Source organism: Nostoc sp. PA-18-2419, from assembly GCF_005869855.1.
In the GTDB taxonomy this organism is placed as follows: Bacteria; Cyanobacteriota; Cyanobacteriia; order Cyanobacteriales; family Nostocaceae; genus Nostoc.
Genome location: NZ_SZNH01000034.1, coordinates 1 through 20,975, shown reverse-complemented (window position 1 = coordinate 20,975; position 20,975 = coordinate 1). Strand labels below are relative to the sequence as shown.

Genomic DNA, 20,975 nt, shown 5'->3' with positions numbered 1-20,975 from the left:
TAGTCTAAAACACGAAAAAGGTTTATAACCCTACTTTCCATTCCCTAGTGCATTTTTTAAGTTAGTTAAGACAGTTAAATTTGCTCGAAAACGGTTTTGGGCTGAGTGTAACCAAGCCACTAGAAGGAAGCCGATATCTGATAAAAATGGTAAAAATAATTTGATATCTCTAGCGATCCAAGCTAAATTATAATTTTATATGAATCGTTCCGCCTGCCTCATATTCAATCCAGTAGCGGGTCAGGGTGACCCAGAATTAGAACTGGCAGAAATTCGAGCAATATTAGAGCCTGAAATCGATTTAGATATTTATCTAACAACTGAAGAAATTGGTGCCGACGCCTTGGCGTATGCAGCAGTAGAGCGAGGGGTAGATGCGATTATTGCTTCCGGGGGAGATGGCACCCTCTCCGCAGCGGCCGCTGCAATAGTGGGTAGTAATATTCCATTCGGTATAATTTCCCGAGGTACGGCAAACGCTTTTGCTACAGCTTTAGGAATTCCTGACACGATCGCAGCTGCATGTCAGACAATTTTGCAGGGAGGAACTCGCAATGTAGATGTAGCCTATTGCAACAATCTTCCAATGGTATTACTAGTAGGCGTTGGCTTTGAAGCTGAAACTATAGAACTCGCAGACAGAGAAGCCAAAAATCGTTTTGGAATGATGGCTTACGTCCTCGCAGGAATTCAGCAACTGAGAAACTTAAAAAACTTTGATGTTGAAATTGAAACCGAAGACAGAATAATCAAAACTAGCGCTTGTGCAGTAACGGTGGCAAATGCCGCACCTGCCACTTCAGTTTTGGCACAGGGGCCAGCAGGGATCATTTTTGATGACGGGCTACTAGATTTAACGATTGTAGCTCCAACTACCAAAGCTGGAGCGATCGCTGCTACATTTCATCTATTTCAAACAGCTTCTACAGGCAACGCAGCAGAACGCAATGACATTGGTTACCTGCGATCCAAACAATTTAAAATTACTACAGACCCACCACAAAAAGTTGTTTTGGATGGCGAAATCATCGGCACAACACCGATAGAAGTTAAGTGTGTACAAGCAGGCTTAAAAATCTTTGTGCCACTAGTAGAAGAAGTAGAGCCAACAGAAAAACTAGAAGGACTCCCCAACTTGATTATTGAGATGAAAAATCCAGTTGAAGAGTGAGGGTTATGGCATTGGGAATGTTAACTGTTGACTGTGCAGTGAGGAGTTCTTCTCCTTTCCACCTCCTCACCTGCTCATCTCCCCACTCCCTTACAATTGAAGATTCAGGAGTTAGATTGCATTGAAACTAGTATCCGATCCACCTATTGCTAAAAAAATTCGCAAAATGAATCAGCGGGTACGATGGCAAGACCCGTTGATTGTAGAACGCAGCATCGACCAAACTCGATTAGTGCTAGATGATGGCCAAGCAGACGATTCAGAGTTTTCGTTTTTAGTTGTAGGTGATAGTGGTTCTGGAAGGCATGGGGGACAGAATCCCCAGCGACAAGTGGCCGAACTGATGCTGCCCCATCACAATGAATGTCGTTTTATGCTACATACGGGGGATGTAATCTATTTAGTGGGGTCGAGTGAGTACTACCAGCAGAACTTCATAGAGCCTTACCGAGAGTTTCTCTTGGGTGGTGAGCATCCCAGACAAATTGCTTATGACCAGATGGTTTTTAAGCTGCCGATTTTACCTGTGCTGGGAAATCATGATTATTACGATCTGCCGATTTTCTTAGGCTTAGTGTCTGTGACAACATTACCCATTCGTAAGTTGTTGCGATCGCGGTTAGATTTAGATGTAGGTTTGCATGGCTCAGATACAGGTGACGCCTATGCACGGGCGTTTTTAGACTATCTCAAAGCGTTGCGGCTTCCAGGAGAGTTAGACGAGCATTTAAATCGCTACTACACTGCCAAGACAGACACAGGTCGTTGTCTTTGCTATAAACCAGGGCACTTCACCCGTCTTCCTAATCGCTACTATACTTTTCGCTATGGCGGTATTGACTTTTTTGCCTTGGATTCTAATACATTTAACGATCCACCACCCCTACCAAAAACAAGGCAAGGTGAAGCCGACCGCCAAATCCTAGAAAAACGCCGTCAGGATTTAGAGCAAGAAAAGCTGCAAATCATGGAAACCTCAACTAAGCTCAATCCCGAAAACCCCATCGAAGTCGATGAGTTAGAGGACTTCCAAGCCAAACTGTCGCAAATTGAAGAAATTATTGTTGATATTGAGAAGCAACTGGCCACAGACCGACCAACCCAGACTGATATTGAACAACTCGATTGGCTCAAGCAGAGATTAATTGAATCTTGGAACACTGACGAAGTTCGAGGACGGGTGGTTTATTTCCACCATCCTCCTTATGTGACTGAGGCGACGAAGTGGCAGCAGGCACAAACTTTGACAATTCGTAACCACCTACGTGATGTTCTCGATGGAGTAGCTGAACAAATAGGTTCTCTCAATCAGGGGCGTCCTTTGATTGATTTGGTATTGAATGGACACGCCCACTGTTTAGAACATCTGCAAACAACGGATACAGGGCACGGTGATTCTCATATCCACTGGCTTGTTTGTGGTGGTAGTGGGTTTAGTCTGCGACGCCAGCGAATTGAAGGAGCAGATTTGATGGAAGAGAATAGATTAGTAGCGCGATCGCATTTGTTTATCGGTCGCAATGGTTACCATTCTCAGAAACGACGGCCTTATTCAGGTTTACGCATTGATGTCAAAGGCAAAGATCATCCCAAGTTTATTGTTCGTCCTTTGGTTGCCGAATGGTATCAACGACAATGGCATAATAGCGAACTTGAACCGTTGATTGTTTCAGGAACGGGACATTGAAGTGTTGACTGTTGACTGTTGACTGTTGAGCAGAGCCGGAGATGCTACGGCTCTCTGCTTTCCACATTCCTCATTCTACAGATTCCATCACAATATCAATACTTCCCAGGATGAGGAAAATATCTGCTACTTTTTAACCTCAGATTAATTAAGATAAAACTTGTAAATTATCGCCTCGAAGTACAGCATCACGATGTCTGCGTCCATCAGGGCGGCCGCCTCATGTCAATAAAACTGTTATATTCTCAATAGACTGAAAAAGAATCTCATTAATCCCTGCTTCTTGACGAAGATTTTAGTGATCGCATTGAGGTTTAGAAAATAAATCAAACGATAAATGCTGATTTTTTCGTTGATTCTTAACCTCAGTGGTGAAAAGTATAATTTAGATGCGTTCGCCCTGCTGCGTCCATCCATTTTCCGTTCGGCATGAATTACCCGCGCTCCATGAGTGAAAATAATTGGAGAGTGCCATTAGGGAGTGGAAACTTCAGGAAATGCACAAGCAGTTTAAGACGTAGTATGCAAGTGAGATTCCATGCCAACCTGCTTGAATAGTCGTGAGAATTGCTAAACGTGGGAGTATATTATCTTCTTTAATGATAACTAAAGGTTTTTTTCTGACATAGGTCGCCATAAATTATTCCAAACCCAATGTATCAAAAGCTAAAAAATCTGCCAAAGATAAGTCGAGATTAACTAAGATTATATGCAGTTGAAAACTTATTGTTTAGATTTAAGCAATAATAAATATTGTTGTAGAGCTACTGATTAATTTAACCACAAAAACAGAGACGCAACCATTACGTCTCTACAAACTTTCTCGTTAGCCTTTATTACGTGTAATTGTACCCAGGAAGAATAAGGTTTTTAACTTTTATCAGTTATTAGTTGTCAATCTTGTCCCTCAACTCAAAATTCCACACAAAAGTCGGTGGTAAACGTTGGTGTGGAGTAATACCACACCATACGCCTGTTTTTTGTTCACTGATTTTATTAAATTGCTCCTGGCCCTCTACCGCGCTGGTCACCTTTTTCTGTCAACTTGCCATCTTCATCTTGGTTAACTTCTCCAAGTTCTTCAATACGTTCTGCTGTATCTTCTGCTGCTTCTTGGCGTGCATCACCCGGTGTCTCGTAGTACATTTCAGGTTCAACTGCATAGTTATTTAATAAACCCTCTTTGTCTACAGTGTAACCGTCAGTAGTACGTATACTTTCCGGATCGGTTTGGTCATCAGTAGGTGCACTTGCTTCTCTTTCTTCTGTAGGAATTGTTTTAAACTTATCTCCTTCTCTTTCTTTGCGAGCAGCTGTTTCAGCGGGGATAATACCGCGATCGTATGTATCTTCTTCTGCGCGTTCGGATGAATCTATACCTTTTTTAGCTGCTTCAGCCATAAATAATGTCCTCGTTAAAAAATGTATTGAATAACTTCGAGAACTAGAGTAGGCTGGTTTTGATTTACAATCTACTATCTTGAGAAGTGATTTAAGTTTCAATAGATATATTTTTCTCTATCTTTAGATGTATTTAAAACATTAATATTAAAGCTAATTCAATAATTTGAATTTACATAGATTAAATAAAATAAACATTTTAGCTAACACTACTTTTTCGTTAAGCGATGGCATTTTTTTTAAATTTGTAGCGGTTTTCATTTGAATGAGGTACGGAGATAGATTTGTAGCAACTATTTTAAAAGTCAAGCGAGGATATAACTATCAACGATTCTATAAATCAACCCCTGCCTAGTTGATAGCTACTTCTAGAAGGTGTAGTAAGTGAACAAAATGCTTTTTGTAATCAATAATAATTTATAGTCATTTTCATTTTGGATTATGAAAATGGCTAAAATTTTCTTAACAGATTCTATGCAGCTAATTATTCATTACTGCATCCAATAGCACATTAGCATCAAAGCGGACAACATCGGTACAAGGTAGCCCAGTTTCTACTGCGATTTGAGCGATCGCTTCATGAGCCGCAAATTCATCTAGATGGGCTGTATTTAGTGCTATACCCACTACAGGTACACTTGCAAAAGCACCACCAGCACTGGCGACAGTTTCATACAACTGGATCACTTTACGTAAAGGTGGAATTACTACATGTGGATGTTTACGTATATGAACTTGTCCGGCTCGGTGTACCAATAGCAGTTGGGTTGGTTGGGAACCGCGGATTAAAGGTAGGGTTGCTGTGGAACCAGGATGTAGCAGCGAACCTTGTCCTTCAATGTGCAGAATATCGTAGTTTTTGCCATAGCGCATCACCATCTGTTCCACAGCACCAGCAGCAAAGTCCACCCGTACGGCATCCAAAGGCACACCGTCGCCTTCTAACATCACACCAGTTTGACCTGTGGCTAAGAATTTAGAATTCCATCCGCGCAGTTTTGCCGCCCAATGTAACTCTAGGCTAGTTGACATTTTACCGATCGCCATATCGGTTCCCACAGTCAATACCCGCCGACACGGCAGGGTGCGTGCCATTCCACTAGCAATATTTATATTAGACGGTTCTTTGCGCACATCCCAAATTAGTTGCCCTGGTTTGAGGAGTGCATTTAACTCTGGCATATTTGCCATCGGTGTGTGTAAACCATTCACTAAGGACATTCCAGCTTGTAGAGCGTCTTTAATTTCCAGCCAGTAATCATCTGGTACGATGCCACCTCCTGGGGCTATACCTATTAACAAGACTTCCGGCTTATACTCCAAGGCTGCGGCTAGTGATGCTACAATTGGCACTTCACGCTTGATACCGGTTAATTCTGGTAGGGATTTGCCAGTAGAGTCGCGATCAATAACTGCGACGATTGGGGCTTGACTATAACGTAAAATTGCTAGCCCTGTTTTACCATCAGTCCCGCTAATTCCCTCATGAAGTAAAATAGCTATTCGTTGATTAAGTCCCAGACGCACTGTGTTGTACCCCCAAACCTGGTAATTCGTTTGGCAAAACTCTCCCTTGTTCGATCAATGCACCTGTAAAGGGGTCATCAATTAAGTTAAGGTGACTGTCTAAATCTAAATAATCAGCTAGTGGTGCTAGCTGTGCTGCTGCTGTATTGGCTAACGAGCTGTCAGAATAGCAACCGAACATTACTTGTAACTTATAGGCCCGGGCTACATCTACCATTCGCATTGCCTCGGTTAGTCCCCCTGATTTCATCAGTTTGATATTAATACCATCCACGTAGTTTGCTAAATCCGGAATATCAGAACTTGTAAAGCAACTTTCATCGACAAAGATGGGCAGAGGAGAATTTTGCTTGAGTTTTGCTAAACTTATTTCCTGCCCCCGTGGCAATGGCTGTTCTACATATTTTATACCTAAATCAGCCAACCAATTGCACATGGCGATCGCATCTGCTAAAGTCCACCCACCGTTAGCATCAACAAAAAATTCTACTTTTGGTGCTACTTTTTGGACTGCTAAGAGCATTTTTCGGTCTGCTTCTATGCCATCTGGATTACCTAGCTTGACTTTGAAAACACGCACATCTGTAAAGTTTAACCAGTCTTTTGCCCTGGCGATCGCCCCTTCTGGTGAATTAATCCCGATTGTCACAGAAGTCGGTACAATAGCGTGGCGATTTAGTCCCCAAATTTGCCATAACGGTAACCCTACCCGTTTACCAAGCCAGTCGTGCATTGCCATATCCAAGGCTGCTTTCACAGCAGAAGGAACCTGGTTTTGGGTTAACACTTGCTCAATTTGCTGGCGTTGTAAGGGACTGAATGCTTGTAACAGTGGTATAACTTGCTGTAATGCGTCTTTGATTGTATCAGTTGATTGTCGATGATTACCCACACCGAAGGGTGACGCTTCCCCCCAGCCTTCGATTCCATCTTCTGAAATTCTCACCCAGACATTTGTTGTCTGTGCCGTAGTACCTCTACTAATAGTCAATGGAAATCTCTTATTAACTGTAAATAAATTTATATGTATTTGCATAAATCTAGAGCATATTATGTTATTGCAAAAGCCAGTGTAATTTCAAAATTTAGACTATCGGAGGTATCTGTTATACTTTTTTACATTCACTAGTTGACTGGTTATTTTATTTGTTACTTAATTTATGAGCAACTTAAAAAAATGGAAAACTTTGAAATCAAAAATGGTTTTAGATGATTATTGGTGTCAGGTCAGACAAGATGAAATAGAATTGCCCAATGGGAAAATTATTGATGATTATTTTGTCAGTATTAGACCTGACGTTGCAATGGTTTTACCTATAACTAGTAGCAGAGAAATTATTTTTGTTCAGCAATACAGACACGCCGTCGGTGATTTTTTCTTGGAACTGCCAGCAGGAAATTTCGATTCTACAGAAGAGAGTGCTGAAGTAGCAGCAATCAGAGAACTTACAGAAGAAACTGGTTATATTTCCCAAGAATTTAAAAAAATAGGAACTTTATACGATAAGCCAAGCAAAGATACTAATCAAATACATTTATTTTTAGCAGAAAATGTGATAAAGGTTAGAKAACAAAAACTTGATATTACAGAAGAAATTGAAATTGTATTAATTCCCGTAGAATCAGTTTTACAGAAAATTATTCAAGGAGAAATTTCTGTAGCGGGAACTGTAGCCGCCCTCTTTTTAGGTTTAAAATTTATAATTTATTAGTAATCAATAGACTTTTTTAAATTTAGTAAGAAGAATCCTTTAAGCAGATTTAAACTTTGCGCCATCTGGCATCGATAAATCCATTGTCAACAGGAGCATAGTTGCTAAATAATCATCTATACCACCATCACGATCTATTAATACGAGTTGTTTTGACATATTAAGGAGAATAAAAAAATGGATGAATTTATACAGGCTGCAATTCAACAAGCAAAACAAGGCAGACAAGAAGGTGGAATTCCTATCGGTTCGGTTCTTGTCAAGGATGGGAAAATTCTTGGCAAAGGACACAATAAACGCGTACAAGATGGCGATCCTGTCACCCATGCCGAAATTGATTGTCTCCGCAATGCTGGGAGAGTTGGCAACTATAGAGGTACAACACTATATTCAACTTTAATGCCGTGCTATTTATGCGCTGGGGCAGTGGTACAATTTGGCATTAAAAAAGTTATTGCTGGAGAATCCAAAACTTTTCCTGGTGCCAAAGACTTTATGATATCTCACGGTGTAGAAGTAATCGATCTCAATCTTGAAGAATGCGAACAAATAATGAATGAGTTTATTGAAACTAACCCCGAACTTTGGAACGAAGATATCGGCAAGTGAAGTTGAATAACTGGAAAATTTAGCTCAACTTATACCAATTTTGATTTTGGATTGTCTTAGTCTAGCCTCTCAAAGAGAAAGAGTTAATGATAATTGCTTTTACGAGCTATCTGTCATAATTATTTTTCAAATTGGTATTACTTATTCATCGGCTACATAGAGAAGAAACCACCACAACTCTAACCCAATTAAAGCTAAACCAGCGATCGCCACGCCAACTTTTAAGCCCAAAGGTTGCTCTATGTGCTGAAATTGGCTACTTTGCTCTGAATGAACTGGCATTTCTGCTAAGGTTACGGCTGATGTTCCAGTCAGCAGGAATAAACCAGCCAGATTTCCCCAAAGCATTTTTTTGCTGAACATTTGCTAATACCAAAAAGGGACTGGGGATTGGGTATTAAGAACTGGAGAGGGGGTAAGCATTCCCAAATTTGAGAGAAGTTAAGTCTCAAACATAATTTTGGAGTTTTAAACCCAATCTTCATTCTCTTTTACATCGAAAATCAGATAGTTTGTCTTGGAATTTATGAGATAGCTTTTGGTTGAAAGTTACGCAATCTTAGGGCATTGCTAACAACAGAAAGTGAAGAAAGCGCCATCGCGGCTCCGGCAATAATGGGATTGAGTAACCAACCAAAAATTGGGAAGAGAATTCCAGCAGCAATAGGAATACCAATAATGTTGTAAATAAAAGCAAAAAATAGGTTTTGCTTGATGTTATTGATAGTCGCACGACTAAGTTGAATAGCCGTTACAATTCCTTCTAAATCCCCAGAAATGAGAGTGATATCGCTAGCAGCGATCGCCACATCTGTTCCTGTACCGATGGCAATCCCCACGTCAGCCTGTGCTAGTGCTGGCGCATCATTGATGCCATCACCTACCATTGCTACTAGCGATTGGGGATTGAGTCCTGGGGATTGGGTACTAGGAAGTATTTTTTCTAGTCGCCAGTTCCTAGTCCCCAGTCCCTCTTTTTGCAGAGATTGAATAATCGCCGCTTTTCCATCAGGACGGACTTCGGCAAATACTCGTTTGATGCCAACTTGCTCGGCGATCGCTTGGGCTGTTTTTTGATTATCCCCGGTAAGCATGACTACTTCTAAACCTAACTTCTGTAGTGCTTTGACTACTGCTGTGGATGAAGGTTTGAGGGCATCGGCAATACCCATTACTGCTTGGATTTCGCCATCTACGGCGATGAAAATCACTGTTTTGCCAGCAGTTTCCCATGCATTTTTATACTGCTGGAGAGTCGTAGTGTTAATTTCGAGTTCAGTCAACCAGCGTTGAGTTCCGATTTGCACCAAGCGATCGCTAACAACTGCTTGCACGCCACTACCTGCAATTGCTTGAAAGTTTTTAGCCTCTATTAAACTCACCTGTTGAGACTGGGCATATCTGACAACAGCTGAGGCTAAGGGATGTTCAGAATTTCGTTCTACCGTTGCTCCTAACTGTAAAAGCTTGAGTTCATTACCATTGGCTGTACCGTTGAGAGTGACAAAATCTGTAACCGTAGGTTTACCCACAGTTAAAGTACCAGTTTTATCTAAAACGATGGTTTGGATTTTGTGTGCTAGTTCTAAGCTGTCTGCGCCCTTAATTAAGATGCCATTTTCTGCACCTTTGCCGGTTCCCACCATTACAGAAGTAGGAGTAGCTAAACCCAAAGCACAAGGACAAGCAATAATCAATACACCTACCGTTGTCATTGTGGCTAGGGTGAGGTTGCCTGTGAAGTAAAACCAAATCACAAAAGTGGCGATCGCAATGGCAATCACAGCTGGTACAAACCATCCCGTGACTCTATCTGCTAAGCGCTGAATTGGTGCTTTAGAACCTTGTGCTTGTTGCACTAATTTGACGATTTGAGCCAAAAACGTATCTTTTCCGACTCGTGTCACCCGAAATTGAAATGCACCTGCACCGTTTATCGTCGCCCCAATCACCTCATCTCCTGGTTGCTTTTTCACAGCCAAACTTTCACCCGTCACCATCGCTTCATCTACTGTGGAAACCCCTGCAATGATTTCGCCATCTACTGGAATTTTTTCACCAGGACGTACCAAAATCACATCGTTGATTCTGACTTCGGCGATGGGAACATCGATTTCCACACCATTACGGATGACTCTGGCATCTTTGGCTTGGAGTCCCATGAGTTTGCGGATAGCTTCAGAAGTTTGTCCCTTGGCGCGGTTTTCCAATAATCGCCCCAGCAAAATTAAGGTAATGACAATAGCGGCAACTTCATAATAAACATGACCAATCAAGCCCTGAGCAATAAAAAATCCCGGGAAAACAGTAATAAACAAAGAATATAGATAGGCTGCACTTGTACCCAAACCAATCAGCGTATCCATTGTCGCCGTATGGCGCTTGAAAGCTTTCCAGCCATTGCGGTAAAAAGAGCCACCACACCAAAACACAACCGGTGTTGTCAGCACCAGCTGTAGCCAAGGATTCTCCAGGAAACTGGGAATCAAAGGCAAATTCACCCCAGTCATCATGGGTAGCGATCCCAAAAATAGGAAACTGCTAATTACACCTCCTACTATTACTTTCTGGGATAGTTCGCGTTGTTTTGCTTGTCTAGTTGCTGTCTCCGCATCATCTTCTTGAGACAGCATTTCTTCGGAGAGTGAGTCGGAGGAGTAACCAGCCACGGCGATCGCCGCTTGGATTTTCTCTAGATTGGTGAGAGAGCGATCGTATTTGATGGCGGCTTGCTCTGCTCCAAAATTAACGTTACAGTCAATCACTCCAGGAACCGAGCGAATAGCCTTTTCCACGTTGTTGGCACAAGCAGCACAACTCATGCCTCGAAGTTTGAGTGTGAGAGTATCCATATTAAGGATTGGGAGTTGGGGACTGGAGATTGAGGAATAGGGAGATGGGCAGAAGTTGTAGCAGTTTTTCCTCTGCCCATCTGCCCCATCCTCTCTAAGCGACTGGATAGCCAGCAGCAGCTAAGGCTTCCTTAATCACTATTTCTGATGCTTGAGTTTCTACGCTGACAAGCTTGGTTGTTGGATCGGCTTGAATGCTAGCATTGGCATCGACTGCCTGAAGTGCTTTGGTAATAGTACTTGCACAAGCAGAACAAGCCATGTTGGGAACTGTGAGTTGGAAAGTCATAGATTTACGGGATAAAATGAACAACCTCGCCACGCCAAGCTGGATGACTGGGACGTATACCTTACACTTCAGAAACTTCTGATTTCTGGCTGAAGAATCGTCTTAAATTTATCCTAGACTCTCCATCTGACTGGAGAGTCTAGAGATTTTTAAAAGTTTCAAAAATACAACACACTACAAAAACTTGTTATCATATAAAAATGTGTGCTATTAAGTGATATATCTGTTGTTTTTCCCATAATTTTCGGAAAACGACCTTCCTCACCACATGAGACGCGGCTGCTGAACCCAAGTCTTGTTATCTCTTCACAACAACGGGTCTTTTTTAAGACTCTATTTTGGAGTTTTCATGCAGCCAAAAAATTTAAAACGTCTCCTGCGTGCTTTAGGGCGGCAGGGTTTGGATGTAAGTTACAATAATCAGACTTATTGTGTCCGTCTAATTAATTCTCCTGATGCTCCTGTAGCAGAAGTACTATTACCGGAAGGTTTCCCTGTAGAAGCTAAGGCACTCAAGCAGTTAGCGAATTTGGCAAGCGTTCGCCACCCATCCGGTGGATGTGTATGTCGTGCCTGTGCTACACCTGATTTTCATCCTGGTGATGCAGGGGTTGCTATTGGTTCAGTCGTAGAAACTGTCGGTCAAGTAATTCCTAGTGCTGTCGGTTCTGACATCAATTGTGGAATGCGCCTGCATGTTGCTGATTTGACAATCGAGGAATTCCTCGCAAAGCGTGACCAATTCGTAGAACAGATGAAAGGGGATTACTTCTTTGGTACGCGTGATGTAACGATGACTGCTCAGGCAATGCAAGCTTTATTTCAGTACGGAGTTCCTGGTTGGCTGGATGCCATGCTAGATAGACCGACAGGGAGTGTAATTAAGTCTGATTTGCAACAACTTGCCGAAGAAAGCGATGTTATCTTCTTAAGTGGTTCAATGGATGGTGACTGGAAACTCGCACCTGAAGAATTGGTTCCCAATACTGGATTAGTGCGCGATGGTGGACTAGCAACCATCGGTGGTGGCAATCATTTTGTAGAAGTGCAGCGAGTTGATAAAGTCGAAAATCGCACGCTTGCCCACGCTTGGGGAGTACGCGAGGGACAGTTGGCTTTTATGATTCACTCTGGTTCTCGGAATGTGGGTAAGTACATCGGGGGAATGTGGCGCGATAAAGCTAAGGCGGCTTGGCAAAAAGGTTTGAAATATCCAGATTCTCAAATTTTTCCTCTTTCTACTTCTTCTCATCCTCAACTAGTAGCGAGTTACCTGCAAGCTGAGGCAACAGCTGCTAACTATGGCTTTGTTAATCGCCTGCTGTTAGCGGAACTGCTGCGTTTGCGTTTGCGAGAAGTATACAAAGATGTGGAAGCACCTCTAGTTTATGACTTACCCCACAACATCACTTTACCTTCTGCTAAAGGATGGGTAACACGTAAAGGCGCTTGTCCGGCCTATGCAGGACAACCAGTGATTATCCCTGGTTCAATGGGTGCTTATTCTTATCTAATGGTGGGTAGAGGCAATTCAGTATTTTGTGATTCTGCTTCACATGGGGCGGGAAGAATTCGTTCTCGTTTCGATCTCAATCGCAGAGGTGCATCCCAAAGTGAGGCACAACTGGGATTAACTGGAGTAAACTGTATCACCTTGCGTCAAGAACGCCGCATTGAAGAAGCACCCGCAGCTTATAAACCAATTCAGTCTGTAATTGATGTTCAGGTTGAGGTAGGAATGGTGGATGTTGTGGCGCGGTTGAGTCCGGTGTTAACGTTTAAAGCGTAAAGCCTTGTTAAACGTTGACTGATGACTGTTAACCATCAACGTGAAATCCCATCTCCTTTTAGAAGTGGGATCAGCTCAACCGTCAATTTTTAAAGTTTCTTGGGAAAGGGTAGTAATTATGTCAGATAGTGGCCGATCGCCAGCACTCTCTTCCGGAGTTTCCCTACCCAAGGATGTTTCTTTGACTAACCGATAAACATCCGCTGCTCCTTGAAAAATCTGCTCTGTCAAATCTAAGGCCTCAAAGGTGTCTGCAATCTCTTCCATTTCCCCCACCCATCGATGTGCTTTCGGTGTCATCGATGGCAAGGAGCGAGTAAGTATTTTTGCTAGTTCTGACTGGCTACTGGACACTTCAGCCCACAGTTCTTGGTCTAAACCTAAGCGATGGGCTGCAATCAGCAATTCTGTACCGATCGCTGTTAATCCTTTTGTCAGTGCTGCATAGCACATTTTTAACCCAGAAGCTTGACCAATTTCATCGCCAATAACCCGCACATCTAATCCATACTCTCGCAATTGTTCGAGTTGAATTGCCTGTTTTCCGGATGCATAGATGCGGGTGCGATTGGGAACTCGTGGAGGCGGGCCAATGATTGATGCATCGACAAATTGTCCGCCGTTTGATTCAATTATTTGGGCAATGTTTTTAACCTTTTGGGGTGCGATCGCATTGGCGTCAACATATAAAATGCTTTTACCAACGCTGCCTATTACTTGAGCTACTTCTTGAGCTGCTTGTGTCGCGGCCGCGGGAACTAGCACTGACAGGACTACATCAGATTCAATCACTAATTGTTTGAGCGAACCGACATCTCGGATGTTGGCTGTGGCGGCTAATTGTCGAGTGCGATCGCTTCGGTGATCCAATGCCGCAATCATCTTCAATCCATGTTGATTGAGTACAGCAGCGATCGCCTGCCCCATGTCGCCCGGACTTAAAATACCAACAGTTTGAATTTGCATGGCAAACTTGATTCCAAATTCCTGCTCAAAGAGTACTGATGTGCTTCGTTTATCTGGGCACTCAATACTCTTTGTTTAGCATGGGTGGGAAGATTGAGTTATCAGACAAAATACAGTAAACTGATTGAGTTTCCGTACTTTCCCTAAATACGAAGTTATCACAAATTCATCTTAGCAAGCAAGCTATTGCAGTGAAGCTGACAATCAGACTAGCCGATGAAAACGATGCATCACAGATGCTCTTAATTTATGCACCAATTGTCCAGGAAACCACAATTTCCTTTGAATTAGAACCACCCAGCGAAACGGAGTTTCAAAACCGGATTAAGAACTATCAACAGCAGATGCCTTGGCTAGTTTGCGAAATTAACGGTGAACTTGCAGGCTACGCTTATGCTAATCCTTATCGTACCCGTGCAGCTTACCAATGGTCTGTAGAATCATCTGTGTACGTCGCTGAGAATCATCGCCGAAAAGGAGTTGCCAAAGCCTTGTATACAGCGCTATTTAAGTTACTGCAACTCCAAGGATTTTATAACGTTGTAGCTGCGATCGCTTTACCCAATCAACCCAGTGTGGCTGTACATGAAGCTGTTGGTTTTGTGCCTGTAGGAGTTTTTCATCGAGTCGGGTTTAAACTTGGTAAGTGGCGTGATGTAGGTTACTGGCAATTATCTTTACAGCCTGAGCAATGTAGTAAGAGCGATAGTTCCATACAACTTGTAAATCCACCTCTTTCTGTAGTAGAAATACAAAAATCACCTCTGTGGAATGAAGCTTTAACGAGTGGACTTTTGCTGATGTAAGTTTAACTAATGGAAGTTTTAAGCCGTTCAATATTCTGAAGTGGATGGTATACCCTTTACTGCCAAAAGATATTTGCAACACTTTCATGAAAACTATGATTTGCTAATTACTCCCACATTACCTATAACTGCTTTTCCCATCGGGCAAAACAGACCCCAGTCATATATTGATAATCCCCAGCGAGATTGGTCGCCTTTTTCTTATCCTATTAATCTCACATAACAAGCCGCCGCTTCTGTACCTTGCGGTTTTACTAAAAAGGGTTTGGTAGCTATACAAATTGTTGCTGCTAAATACAGAGATTTACTAGTATTGTAAGCAGCTAAAGCTTATGAAAATGTATCTACTTTCGTTATGCCTGTAGCGTTTTTTAAGGCGAGTAAAAAACTCTCGTAGTCATCATAGTTGGGAAAAACATTAGTCGCCCCTTCATTGAACAATGCTTTAGCTTGATTATTTGAAGCAATACCAATGAATGAATATCCTGATTTGCAAGCCGAACGAATATCCCAAACACCATCGCCAATATAAACAACTTCAGAGAAAAGTTGATTGTAATATATTTCAGCTCTAGAAAAGGCGATCGCCATTATCCCCTCACGCGACTCATCATCATCTGAGAAAGCACAAGGAATATTATCAACAGGAAGATTGGCAGATTTTAACTTGAATATCGCTGATGCTGCCCAACCTCCTCCAGCATACGCTACCTGATAGTCAGAAGATACAAGTAGCTTTTTCAATATATTAGATGAACCTGGTATCGCTTTTACTCCACTGCTTGCTTGGGCATTATCAACGAGTAATTCTAAAAAACGCTGTTGAAATGCTTCAATTTCCCTAGATGAAGGAATACGACCAAGTTTACTTTGACAAACTTCCTTTAAAATGCAAGCATCTGTTACATAAGTGTATGATGTCCAGTCACTCGATACTTCCGAAAAACCAAATACCTCATACAAGGCCTGTAAATATGATTCATCGTCCAGATTATTCGACTCAGTAAGAGTGCCATCAATGTCAAACATTACTAATTTCATCGTATTCACTTGAATTCAGACACTCGTTCCGATGCTCTTGCTGCAAAATAGACATAATAATTAAAGAATCATACTTGCCATCTACTTTCAAACATTCACGCAACGTTCCTTCTACAACAAAACCTGATTTTTTATACACAGCTTGGGCAAGTTTGTTTTGTACTTTGACATCCAGCCATAATCTATGAGCATTGTAAGTCTCGAATACTAATTGTTTAACTATTTCAACTGTTGCTTTACCATAACCTTTTCCTTTTTCAGTAATCACAATTCTCCGAAATTCAATGGTTTGATTGGAATCAAGCAACCCTGCTAGGATAACGTAACCTACTCTTATTTCCTTTTTAACAATCAGATGAGCAATATTAGAGTTTAAGATAGCTTGTAAATGTTGTTCGCGTGACCAAGGAATTATATACTGGCGATTTTCATCAACATTTTCAGCAGCCACAATGTAATCAAGGTCAGCTTCCTCAGTTTTACATAGGCATAAGTTCGATTTATCTACTCTCATACACCTGTAGTCTTTCTAGTAACGCTGTATTAGATGCTGGCTACACAGTTTATAAAGCAGCTCAAGATGTAACCAAAGAATCTCCCGCTAAAATAGTTTGCATTTTAGCGGGAGATTATCAATATTTAGTACTCAAAATTTAGTATTTTGTAGTACTTAATTATTCCGGATAGAACACGAATGTCCGCAACTCGATACTTTCCCGTGGAGGTGCATTCACTGGGCTGGTKGGATCTTCAAATGCTGTATGGAGTGCAAAGCGGGCGCGTCCGTCCTCTGCGGAGTCAAAACACTTGATTAATACTGCTTCGTTCCTTTGCATTTGCGGGAAGTAGTACCACTTATGCTTCGGGTTGTAAGTGACGGCGTAGGTTTCCCCAATGCGATCGCGGTATATTAGGTCATTAATTACCACATCTGTTGGTGCAACAGTTTGGGCATCACATAGTGTTAATGGTGATTCTTGAATTATGTCGCCAATTCCTCGCCAAACATTGATAACCGCAAACCGCTGTTGTAATAGACTATCAATGTTATCTATACCCTGTGCTGCCAACTCCCTGCGGAGGCGTCTATGTCCGCTGGAAGCGGTAAAGTCATTATGTACACGCTTCACAGGTTCCCTAATGCCACTGTTAATGTCTTGCTTCATTAGTGCGGCATTACGCAAGGTGCAATCGAATATCACTACCTCAGTTGCACCAGTTACTTCTTTTAATAACTGTTTCGCTTCTGGGTAGTAAACTTGGCGTATCTCCTCTTGATTGTAAAAGTTACGCACGTTGGTATGATGCTCAGTAAATGCGAAACCTTCTCGAGCTAACGAGATATTCTCTGCGATCGAACGAGCATTGTAGATTGGCAGCTTGTATGACTGATAGCTGCCATTAGAACGGAGAACACCTGATGGTGGTTCATAAGCGTAGCTGAAAAGCTTGTCTGTAGTTGGCAGCAGGTAATTGAGGTTAGCCTCTACAGATGACAAATCTTCAAAAATCGGTCTGTCTAGAACTTGGTTATTTAAGCTCATAAGTCATACCATTTGTAACTTTGTGCATTCCTCTGGTTTGTTGAGGTTGCAAACCGCTGTTATACATCCAGCCATGAGTGGCAACCATCACCGCAGCTTCCTACCTTGGGACAATTTGGCTATCATCCGGGGCTTGGCTGTTGCGGATTTATTACCAAAGGTCGTTACACTACGACTGAAGCTAAAAGGCGATCGCCAATCACCAGGATGTGAATAACTTAGCTATATAATACTTTTCCCCTTATAAAATACTGTTTATCTATCGACTTTAAGGTGTTTATTTTAGGATTATTACATAGCTCTCAGTAAAATTCAAGTCCTTAGACAACAAATATACGATTGTTTAAATTTATGGAAAGCTAATAATTAGTTAATCTAACTATACTCTGATTATTAAACGCATCGTTATATAAAGGATAAAAAGACTAGGCATGTGAAGAGGCAAAGGAGAGGGGGAAAAACTCTTCGCTCATCTGGGTTGTCTTTCCCAGTTACTTTTGATAGATAATCTAGGCGATCACTCTTTACTTTTAACTGGACAATGAGTACACAGACAACAATGCCAGCGCTCGCTACACTTTACAGGCAAATAAAAACCCCCGGTCAAATCAACACCAGGGGTATCCATCTTTATTCCCTGATACTACAATCGCATCTGTCAGGCTATGATAGATAGGCACTGATGCAATAAAAGCATAATATTGATGATAATTTTGCAATCTTTTTCAGAAAAAGGCTTAGCCTAATGCTAAGCTAAATCTATATATATTTAGTGCTTAAAAAGACATCCCAGATTAATTTAGACTTACTGTTGTTTTAGTTCATCTTTTTATAAAGTCTGTCCAAGTATTCTAAAAACTGATAGATAACTACTTAATAAGTTCTAATAAAAGGCTTGGCTAAGCCMAGCCTCTATATATACCAAGCATTTACTACACCAAGATTAATTTAAACTTACTCTTACTTTAGTTCATCTTCCTATGGGCTGTGTCCAAATATTGGAAAATTTGGTATACCACTTTTAGCTTATTAATAAAAAAGGTTTGGCTCTAAACCAAACCTAAATAATTGCTGTGCTTAACAACGTACTAAATTAATTTAGTTCCAGGATGTTGATAGATCATCATCCTAGAGGATGTGTTTAAATATCATAAAATTTGATATTTCATTATTTTGTCAAAATATTAACTTATTTATTTTAAGTATATATAAATGTACTATTAAAGGATTTTAAGTACAAAAAAGGACTATCAACTATTTTGTATAAAGTATCTATAAAACTTTGTACTAAGAGCATGTTTGATAAGTTAAGATATACACTCCAAAACTCACTTTAATTCCTCTCTCCTGCTCTTGAAAGGCTTTGAAACACTCATGGGATGAAATCCCATGACCAGACTGGCTCTTGCGTCGCTACACAAATAAGTTCAAAAATAAAAGCAGATTACTATAAGACACATACTTGTACCAATGCCAAGCATAAACAGAATTTATAACAGATAGATTTGAAAGTCTCTGTTTGGCTTATATCAATTTTGAAAAAAAACCCTGGATATTATTCCAGGGTACATACACGTTTTTCAGGCATTAACAGGCTGAATATTAACTCTGGAAAATAGTTATTTCTACTACCTTTAGAATGATACGAAAATTGCTCTCTCTATGATATATACATCTTTTTGAGATATAGTCTATTTATAGATAGTATTTTAAAATACTAACTAGTAGTTTTGAATGAATTTTTATATTCCTTTAGTAAGGTGTCAAATATTTTGTAACTTGATATTAATCTGTTATTTCAAGTAAATTAGAATTAGAGACAATAAAGAAAATATTTTACTAACTTGTTATTGCTCTTTTTCGGTATTGGTGACGAAAAAGGCATGGCTAAAAGCCACGCCTTACATATACCAAGTGTTTACCATACCTAGCTAATTTAGAATTACTTTTATTCGAGTTCATCTGTCTATAGTGTGTTTACAAAAATAGTCCAATCTGTTGGAAAATTAACAAGTTATGGATATCAAAAATATTTTATTAATCTAATACCCGTGCTTGATATAGTAATCCTATTTGAGCTTGGAAATTAACAATGGATGTAGGCAAGAAGAAATATAGGCATTTTGACAATTTTATTTGTTGATAATATTAAATTATTTTTAACTGTAATTTGTCTTAATATATATTAAAATAAAATTTTATAAATAAATATTTAATATGAAGATTTATATTTAATTATTTTAAATTTTAATAAATTACTTATACTTAATGTCTAATATCAATAATTAATCAATAGATTTAAATAATAAAAAACAATAAAATATTATTTATATATTAGTGATTTTTTTATTATTTATTCTGTAATAATTCATATTATACCAGTCCATTAGTAGGGTAGAAACTATAGCTGTTGTTATCTATAATAATTTGATTTGATTTATCTATTTATCTGTATAGGCAAGTAAAAGACACTCTTACAAGAGGGTTATGGAAAATTAATGTATACAATTTTTTTATTTAAATAGGATTGCTATGCTTTAGATAAGAGTTAACTAATACTTTCCTGATTTTATATTGCCTAATTTTACAAGTAAGTTCCTTCAAATCAAAGCGGATAACTGTAGTAAGTTAAGTTAATCAAGAAAGGCTTGGTTATTAACCAAGCCTTAGGTAAGAGTAGAGTCTATCAGCAGAATTTAGTCAATTTTGTTGATAAATACATCTATCTTTAGAGAGTATACCAATATTTTATATAAGTATTGAACCAAACTATAGTAATAATAAAAAAGGCTTAGCTGAACGCTAAACCTCCATAGAAAGCAGTTATTCGACACACCAAAATTAATTTAAACTTAGTCTTAATTATAATCATCTTTCTTTAGGATGTGTCTAATAATTATGGAATATGATAGAGCATAATGTAAATGAAATAATTCAAAATCTAACCATCCTAAGACATATTTTTTTAAAATATAAATACTAAAAGGAAACTTTTTTCACATATTGATTAAACAATAATAAATTTATATACGCATTAAAAAATCTAAAAATATTGTATTTTAGTTTAAAGTAAGTCAGGAGTTAAATTATGCTTATTATATTTAGGTAAATATAAGTTACAGCATATTTGAGGTTTATGAGGTACAGTAGCAGCAATTAGTAAACCAATTTTTTAGATGTTTTGGATCAACTAGTTTCAGCGCAATTTTAATTAAACCATCAACGACAGATGAACTCTTGGGAGAAAATTGTTTCAGAAAAGCTTTTAATTGTGACCACCAATGTTCAATTGGATTGAATTCAGGAGAATAAGGAGATAGATAAAGAATACTTGCTCCCACTCCTTCAATCAAAAGCTTAATCTCTTCGACTTTATGAGCAGGTAGATTATCCATTACAACGACTGCACCAACCCATAATTGCGGAAGTAAAAAATGTTCTACAAAAACTTTATATGCATCTCCATCCATTGAGCCGTTTAAAGTCATCACGGCTAACACTTTCTTTAAGCTAATTCCTCCGATTACACTTATTTTTGCTCCCCGGTAATATGGTTTAAAATTATACGCTCTAGTGCCGCG

The 20,975-nt window shown here is 39.9% G+C and carries 19 protein-coding genes; 8 read left to right on the top strand and 11 right to left on the bottom strand.

What is annotated here, in order from left to right; genetic code table 11:
- Positions 1–199 precede the first annotated feature (199 nt).
- Together FCR06_RS25770 and FCR06_RS25765 are read left to right on the top strand one after the other, a co-directional pair.
- The gene (locus tag FCR06_RS25770; protein ID WP_138504821.1) at positions 200–1,171 is read left to right on the top strand and encodes a YegS/Rv2252/BmrU family lipid kinase; all 972 of its coding nucleotides are present in this window, start codon (positions 200–202) and stop codon (positions 1,169–1,171) included.
- A 121-nt stretch (positions 1,172–1,292) separates the two neighbouring features.
- Positions 1,293–2,858 (top strand): metallophosphoesterase family protein, encoded by a 1,566-nt coding sequence (locus FCR06_RS25765; protein ID WP_138504819.1) that lies wholly within the window; start codon positions 1,293–1,295, stop codon positions 2,856–2,858.
- A 996-nt stretch (positions 2,859–3,854) separates the two neighbouring features.
- Here FCR06_RS25765 and FCR06_RS25760 read toward each other — a convergent pair.
- The 3 genes from FCR06_RS25760 to FCR06_RS25750 form a co-directional block, all read right to left on the bottom strand.
- Positions 3,855–4,259 carry a hypothetical protein gene (locus FCR06_RS25760; protein ID WP_138504817.1) on the bottom strand — a complete coding sequence of 135 codons (405 nt, stop codon included), beginning with the start codon at positions 4,257–4,259 and terminating at the stop codon, positions 3,855–3,857.
- Positions 4,260–4,739: 480 nt separating this feature from the next.
- Positions 4,740–5,786: a DUF1611 domain-containing protein gene (locus FCR06_RS25755; RefSeq protein WP_138504815.1), complete on the bottom strand. Its 1,047-nt coding sequence runs from the start codon at positions 5,784–5,786 to the stop codon at positions 4,740–4,742.
- Positions 5,770–6,822 (bottom strand): dipeptide epimerase, encoded by a 1,053-nt coding sequence (locus tag FCR06_RS25750; protein WP_138504813.1) that lies wholly within the window; start codon positions 6,820–6,822, stop codon positions 5,770–5,772. Before FCR06_RS25750 ends, FCR06_RS25755 begins: the two co-directional genes overlap by 17 nt.
- 124 nt (positions 6,823–6,946) lie before the next feature.
- Here FCR06_RS25750 and FCR06_RS25745 point away from each other — a divergent pair, with 124 nt between their 5' ends.
- On the top strand, positions 6,947–7,498 hold the full coding sequence (locus FCR06_RS25745) for an NUDIX hydrolase (RefSeq protein WP_138504811.1): 552 nt from the start codon (positions 6,947–6,949) through the stop codon (positions 7,496–7,498).
- 177 nt (positions 7,499–7,675) lie between these two features.
- On the top strand, positions 7,676–8,107 hold the full coding sequence (locus FCR06_RS25740; protein ID WP_138504809.1) for a nucleoside deaminase: 432 nt from the start codon (positions 7,676–7,678) through the stop codon (positions 8,105–8,107).
- A 141-nt stretch (positions 8,108–8,248) separates the two neighbouring features.
- Here FCR06_RS25740 and FCR06_RS25735 read toward each other — a convergent pair whose 3' ends face one another.
- The 3 genes from FCR06_RS25735 to FCR06_RS25725 all read right to left on the bottom strand — a co-directional run bounded on the left by FCR06_RS25735 (position 8,249) and on the right by FCR06_RS25725 (position 11,248).
- Positions 8,249–8,470, bottom strand: a complete 222-nt coding sequence (locus tag FCR06_RS25735) for a hypothetical protein (protein ID WP_138504807.1) — start codon at positions 8,468–8,470, stop codon at positions 8,249–8,251.
- A 161-nt stretch (positions 8,471–8,631) separates the two neighbouring features.
- Entirely contained in the window at positions 8,632–10,959 is a 2,328-nt protein-coding gene (locus FCR06_RS25730) for a heavy metal translocating P-type ATPase (protein WP_138504805.1), read from the bottom strand.
- 94 nt (positions 10,960–11,053) lie between these two features.
- The gene (locus FCR06_RS25725; RefSeq protein WP_138504804.1) at positions 11,054–11,248 is read right to left on the bottom strand and encodes a heavy-metal-associated domain-containing protein; all 195 of its coding nucleotides are present in this window, start codon (positions 11,246–11,248) and stop codon (positions 11,054–11,056) included.
- A 349-nt stretch (positions 11,249–11,597) separates the two neighbouring features.
- Between FCR06_RS25725 and FCR06_RS25720 the strand changes: the two genes are divergently transcribed.
- Positions 11,598–13,037, top strand: coding sequence for an RtcB family protein (locus FCR06_RS25720; protein WP_138504802.1), 1,440 nt, complete (start codon positions 11,598–11,600; stop codon positions 13,035–13,037).
- A gap of 75 nt (positions 13,038–13,112) precedes the next feature.
- On the opposite strand, the gene FCR06_RS25715 is transcribed toward FCR06_RS25720, so the two are convergent.
- A complete protein-coding gene (locus FCR06_RS25715) occupies positions 13,113–14,003 on the bottom strand; it encodes an NAD(P)-dependent oxidoreductase (protein ID WP_138504800.1) in 891 nt (296 codons plus the stop codon).
- Between the two features lie 191 nt (positions 14,004–14,194).
- On the opposite strand from FCR06_RS25715, the gene FCR06_RS25710 reads away from it, so the two are divergent.
- Together FCR06_RS25710 and FCR06_RS33855 are read left to right on the top strand one after the other, a co-directional pair.
- Positions 14,195–14,809: an arsinothricin resistance N-acetyltransferase ArsN1 family B gene (locus FCR06_RS25710; RefSeq protein ID WP_223280290.1), complete on the top strand. Its 615-nt coding sequence runs from the start codon at positions 14,195–14,197 to the stop codon at positions 14,807–14,809.
- Between the two features lie 40 nt (positions 14,810–14,849).
- Complete coding sequence (locus FCR06_RS33855; protein ID WP_223280289.1) at positions 14,850–15,032, top strand: amidase family protein; 183 nt, start codon at positions 14,850–14,852, stop codon at positions 15,030–15,032.
- 107 nt (positions 15,033–15,139) lie between these two features.
- Here FCR06_RS33855 and FCR06_RS25700 read toward each other — a convergent pair whose 3' ends face one another.
- The 3 genes from FCR06_RS25700 to FCR06_RS25690 form a co-directional block, all read right to left on the bottom strand.
- Entirely contained in the window at positions 15,140–15,850 is a 711-nt protein-coding gene (locus FCR06_RS25700; protein ID WP_138504798.1) for an HAD family hydrolase, read from the bottom strand.
- On the bottom strand, positions 15,831–16,364 hold the full coding sequence (locus tag FCR06_RS25695; protein ID WP_138504796.1) for a GNAT family N-acetyltransferase: 534 nt from the start codon (positions 16,362–16,364) through the stop codon (positions 15,831–15,833). The genes FCR06_RS25700 and FCR06_RS25695 overlap by 20 nt, the downstream gene beginning before the upstream one ends.
- A gap of 160 nt (positions 16,365–16,524) precedes the next feature.
- Positions 16,525–17,394, bottom strand: a complete 870-nt coding sequence (locus FCR06_RS25690; RefSeq protein ID WP_138504794.1) for a CmcJ/NvfI family oxidoreductase — start codon at positions 17,392–17,394, stop codon at positions 16,525–16,527.
- Positions 17,395–17,416: 22 nt separating this feature from the next.
- Here FCR06_RS25690 and FCR06_RS33005 point away from each other — a divergent pair, with 22 nt between their 5' ends.
- A complete protein-coding gene (locus FCR06_RS33005) occupies positions 17,417–17,611 on the top strand; it encodes a hypothetical protein (RefSeq protein WP_189523581.1) in 195 nt (64 codons plus the stop codon).
- 2,917 nt (positions 17,612–20,528) lie between these two features.
- Here the strand turns inward: FCR06_RS33005 and FCR06_RS25685 are convergent.
- Positions 20,529–20,975, bottom strand: a 447-nt coding sequence (locus FCR06_RS25685) for a transposase (RefSeq protein WP_138504792.1), incomplete at its 5' end; no start/stop codon positions are given.

Coding starts and splice junctions, on each gene's coding strand:
- FCR06_RS25770 (WP_138504821.1), top strand. CDS start 200: ATGAATCGTTCCGCCTGCCTCATATTCAATCCAGTAGCGGGTCAGGGT.
- FCR06_RS25760 (WP_138504817.1), bottom strand. CDS start 4,259: ATGGCTGAAGCAGCTAAAAAAGGTATAGATTCATCCGAACGCGCAGAA.
- FCR06_RS25750 (WP_138504813.1), bottom strand. CDS start 6,822: ATGCAAATACATATAAATTTATTTACAGTTAATAAGAGATTTCCATTG.
- FCR06_RS25740 (WP_138504809.1), top strand. CDS start 7,676: ATGGATGAATTTATACAGGCTGCAATTCAACAAGCAAAACAAGGCAGA.
- FCR06_RS25735 (WP_138504807.1), bottom strand. CDS start 8,470: ATGTTCAGCAAAAAAATGCTTTGGGGAAATCTGGCTGGTTTATTCCTG.
- FCR06_RS25730 (WP_138504805.1), bottom strand. CDS start 10,959: ATGGATACTCTCACACTCAAACTTCGAGGCATGAGTTGTGCTGCTTGT.
- FCR06_RS25725 (WP_138504804.1), bottom strand. CDS start 11,248: ATGACTTTCCAACTCACAGTTCCCAACATGGCTTGTTCTGCTTGTGCA.
- FCR06_RS25720 (WP_138504802.1), top strand. CDS start 11,598: ATGCAGCCAAAAAATTTAAAACGTCTCCTGCGTGCTTTAGGGCGGCAG.
- FCR06_RS25715 (WP_138504800.1), bottom strand. CDS start 14,003: ATGCAAATTCAAACTGTTGGTATTTTAAGTCCGGGCGACATGGGGCAG.
- FCR06_RS25700 (WP_138504798.1), bottom strand. CDS start 15,850: ATGAAATTAGTAATGTTTGACATTGATGGCACTCTTACTGAGTCGAAT.
- FCR06_RS25695 (WP_138504796.1), bottom strand. CDS start 16,364: ATGAGAGTAGATAAATCGAACTTATGCCTATGTAAAACTGAGGAAGCT.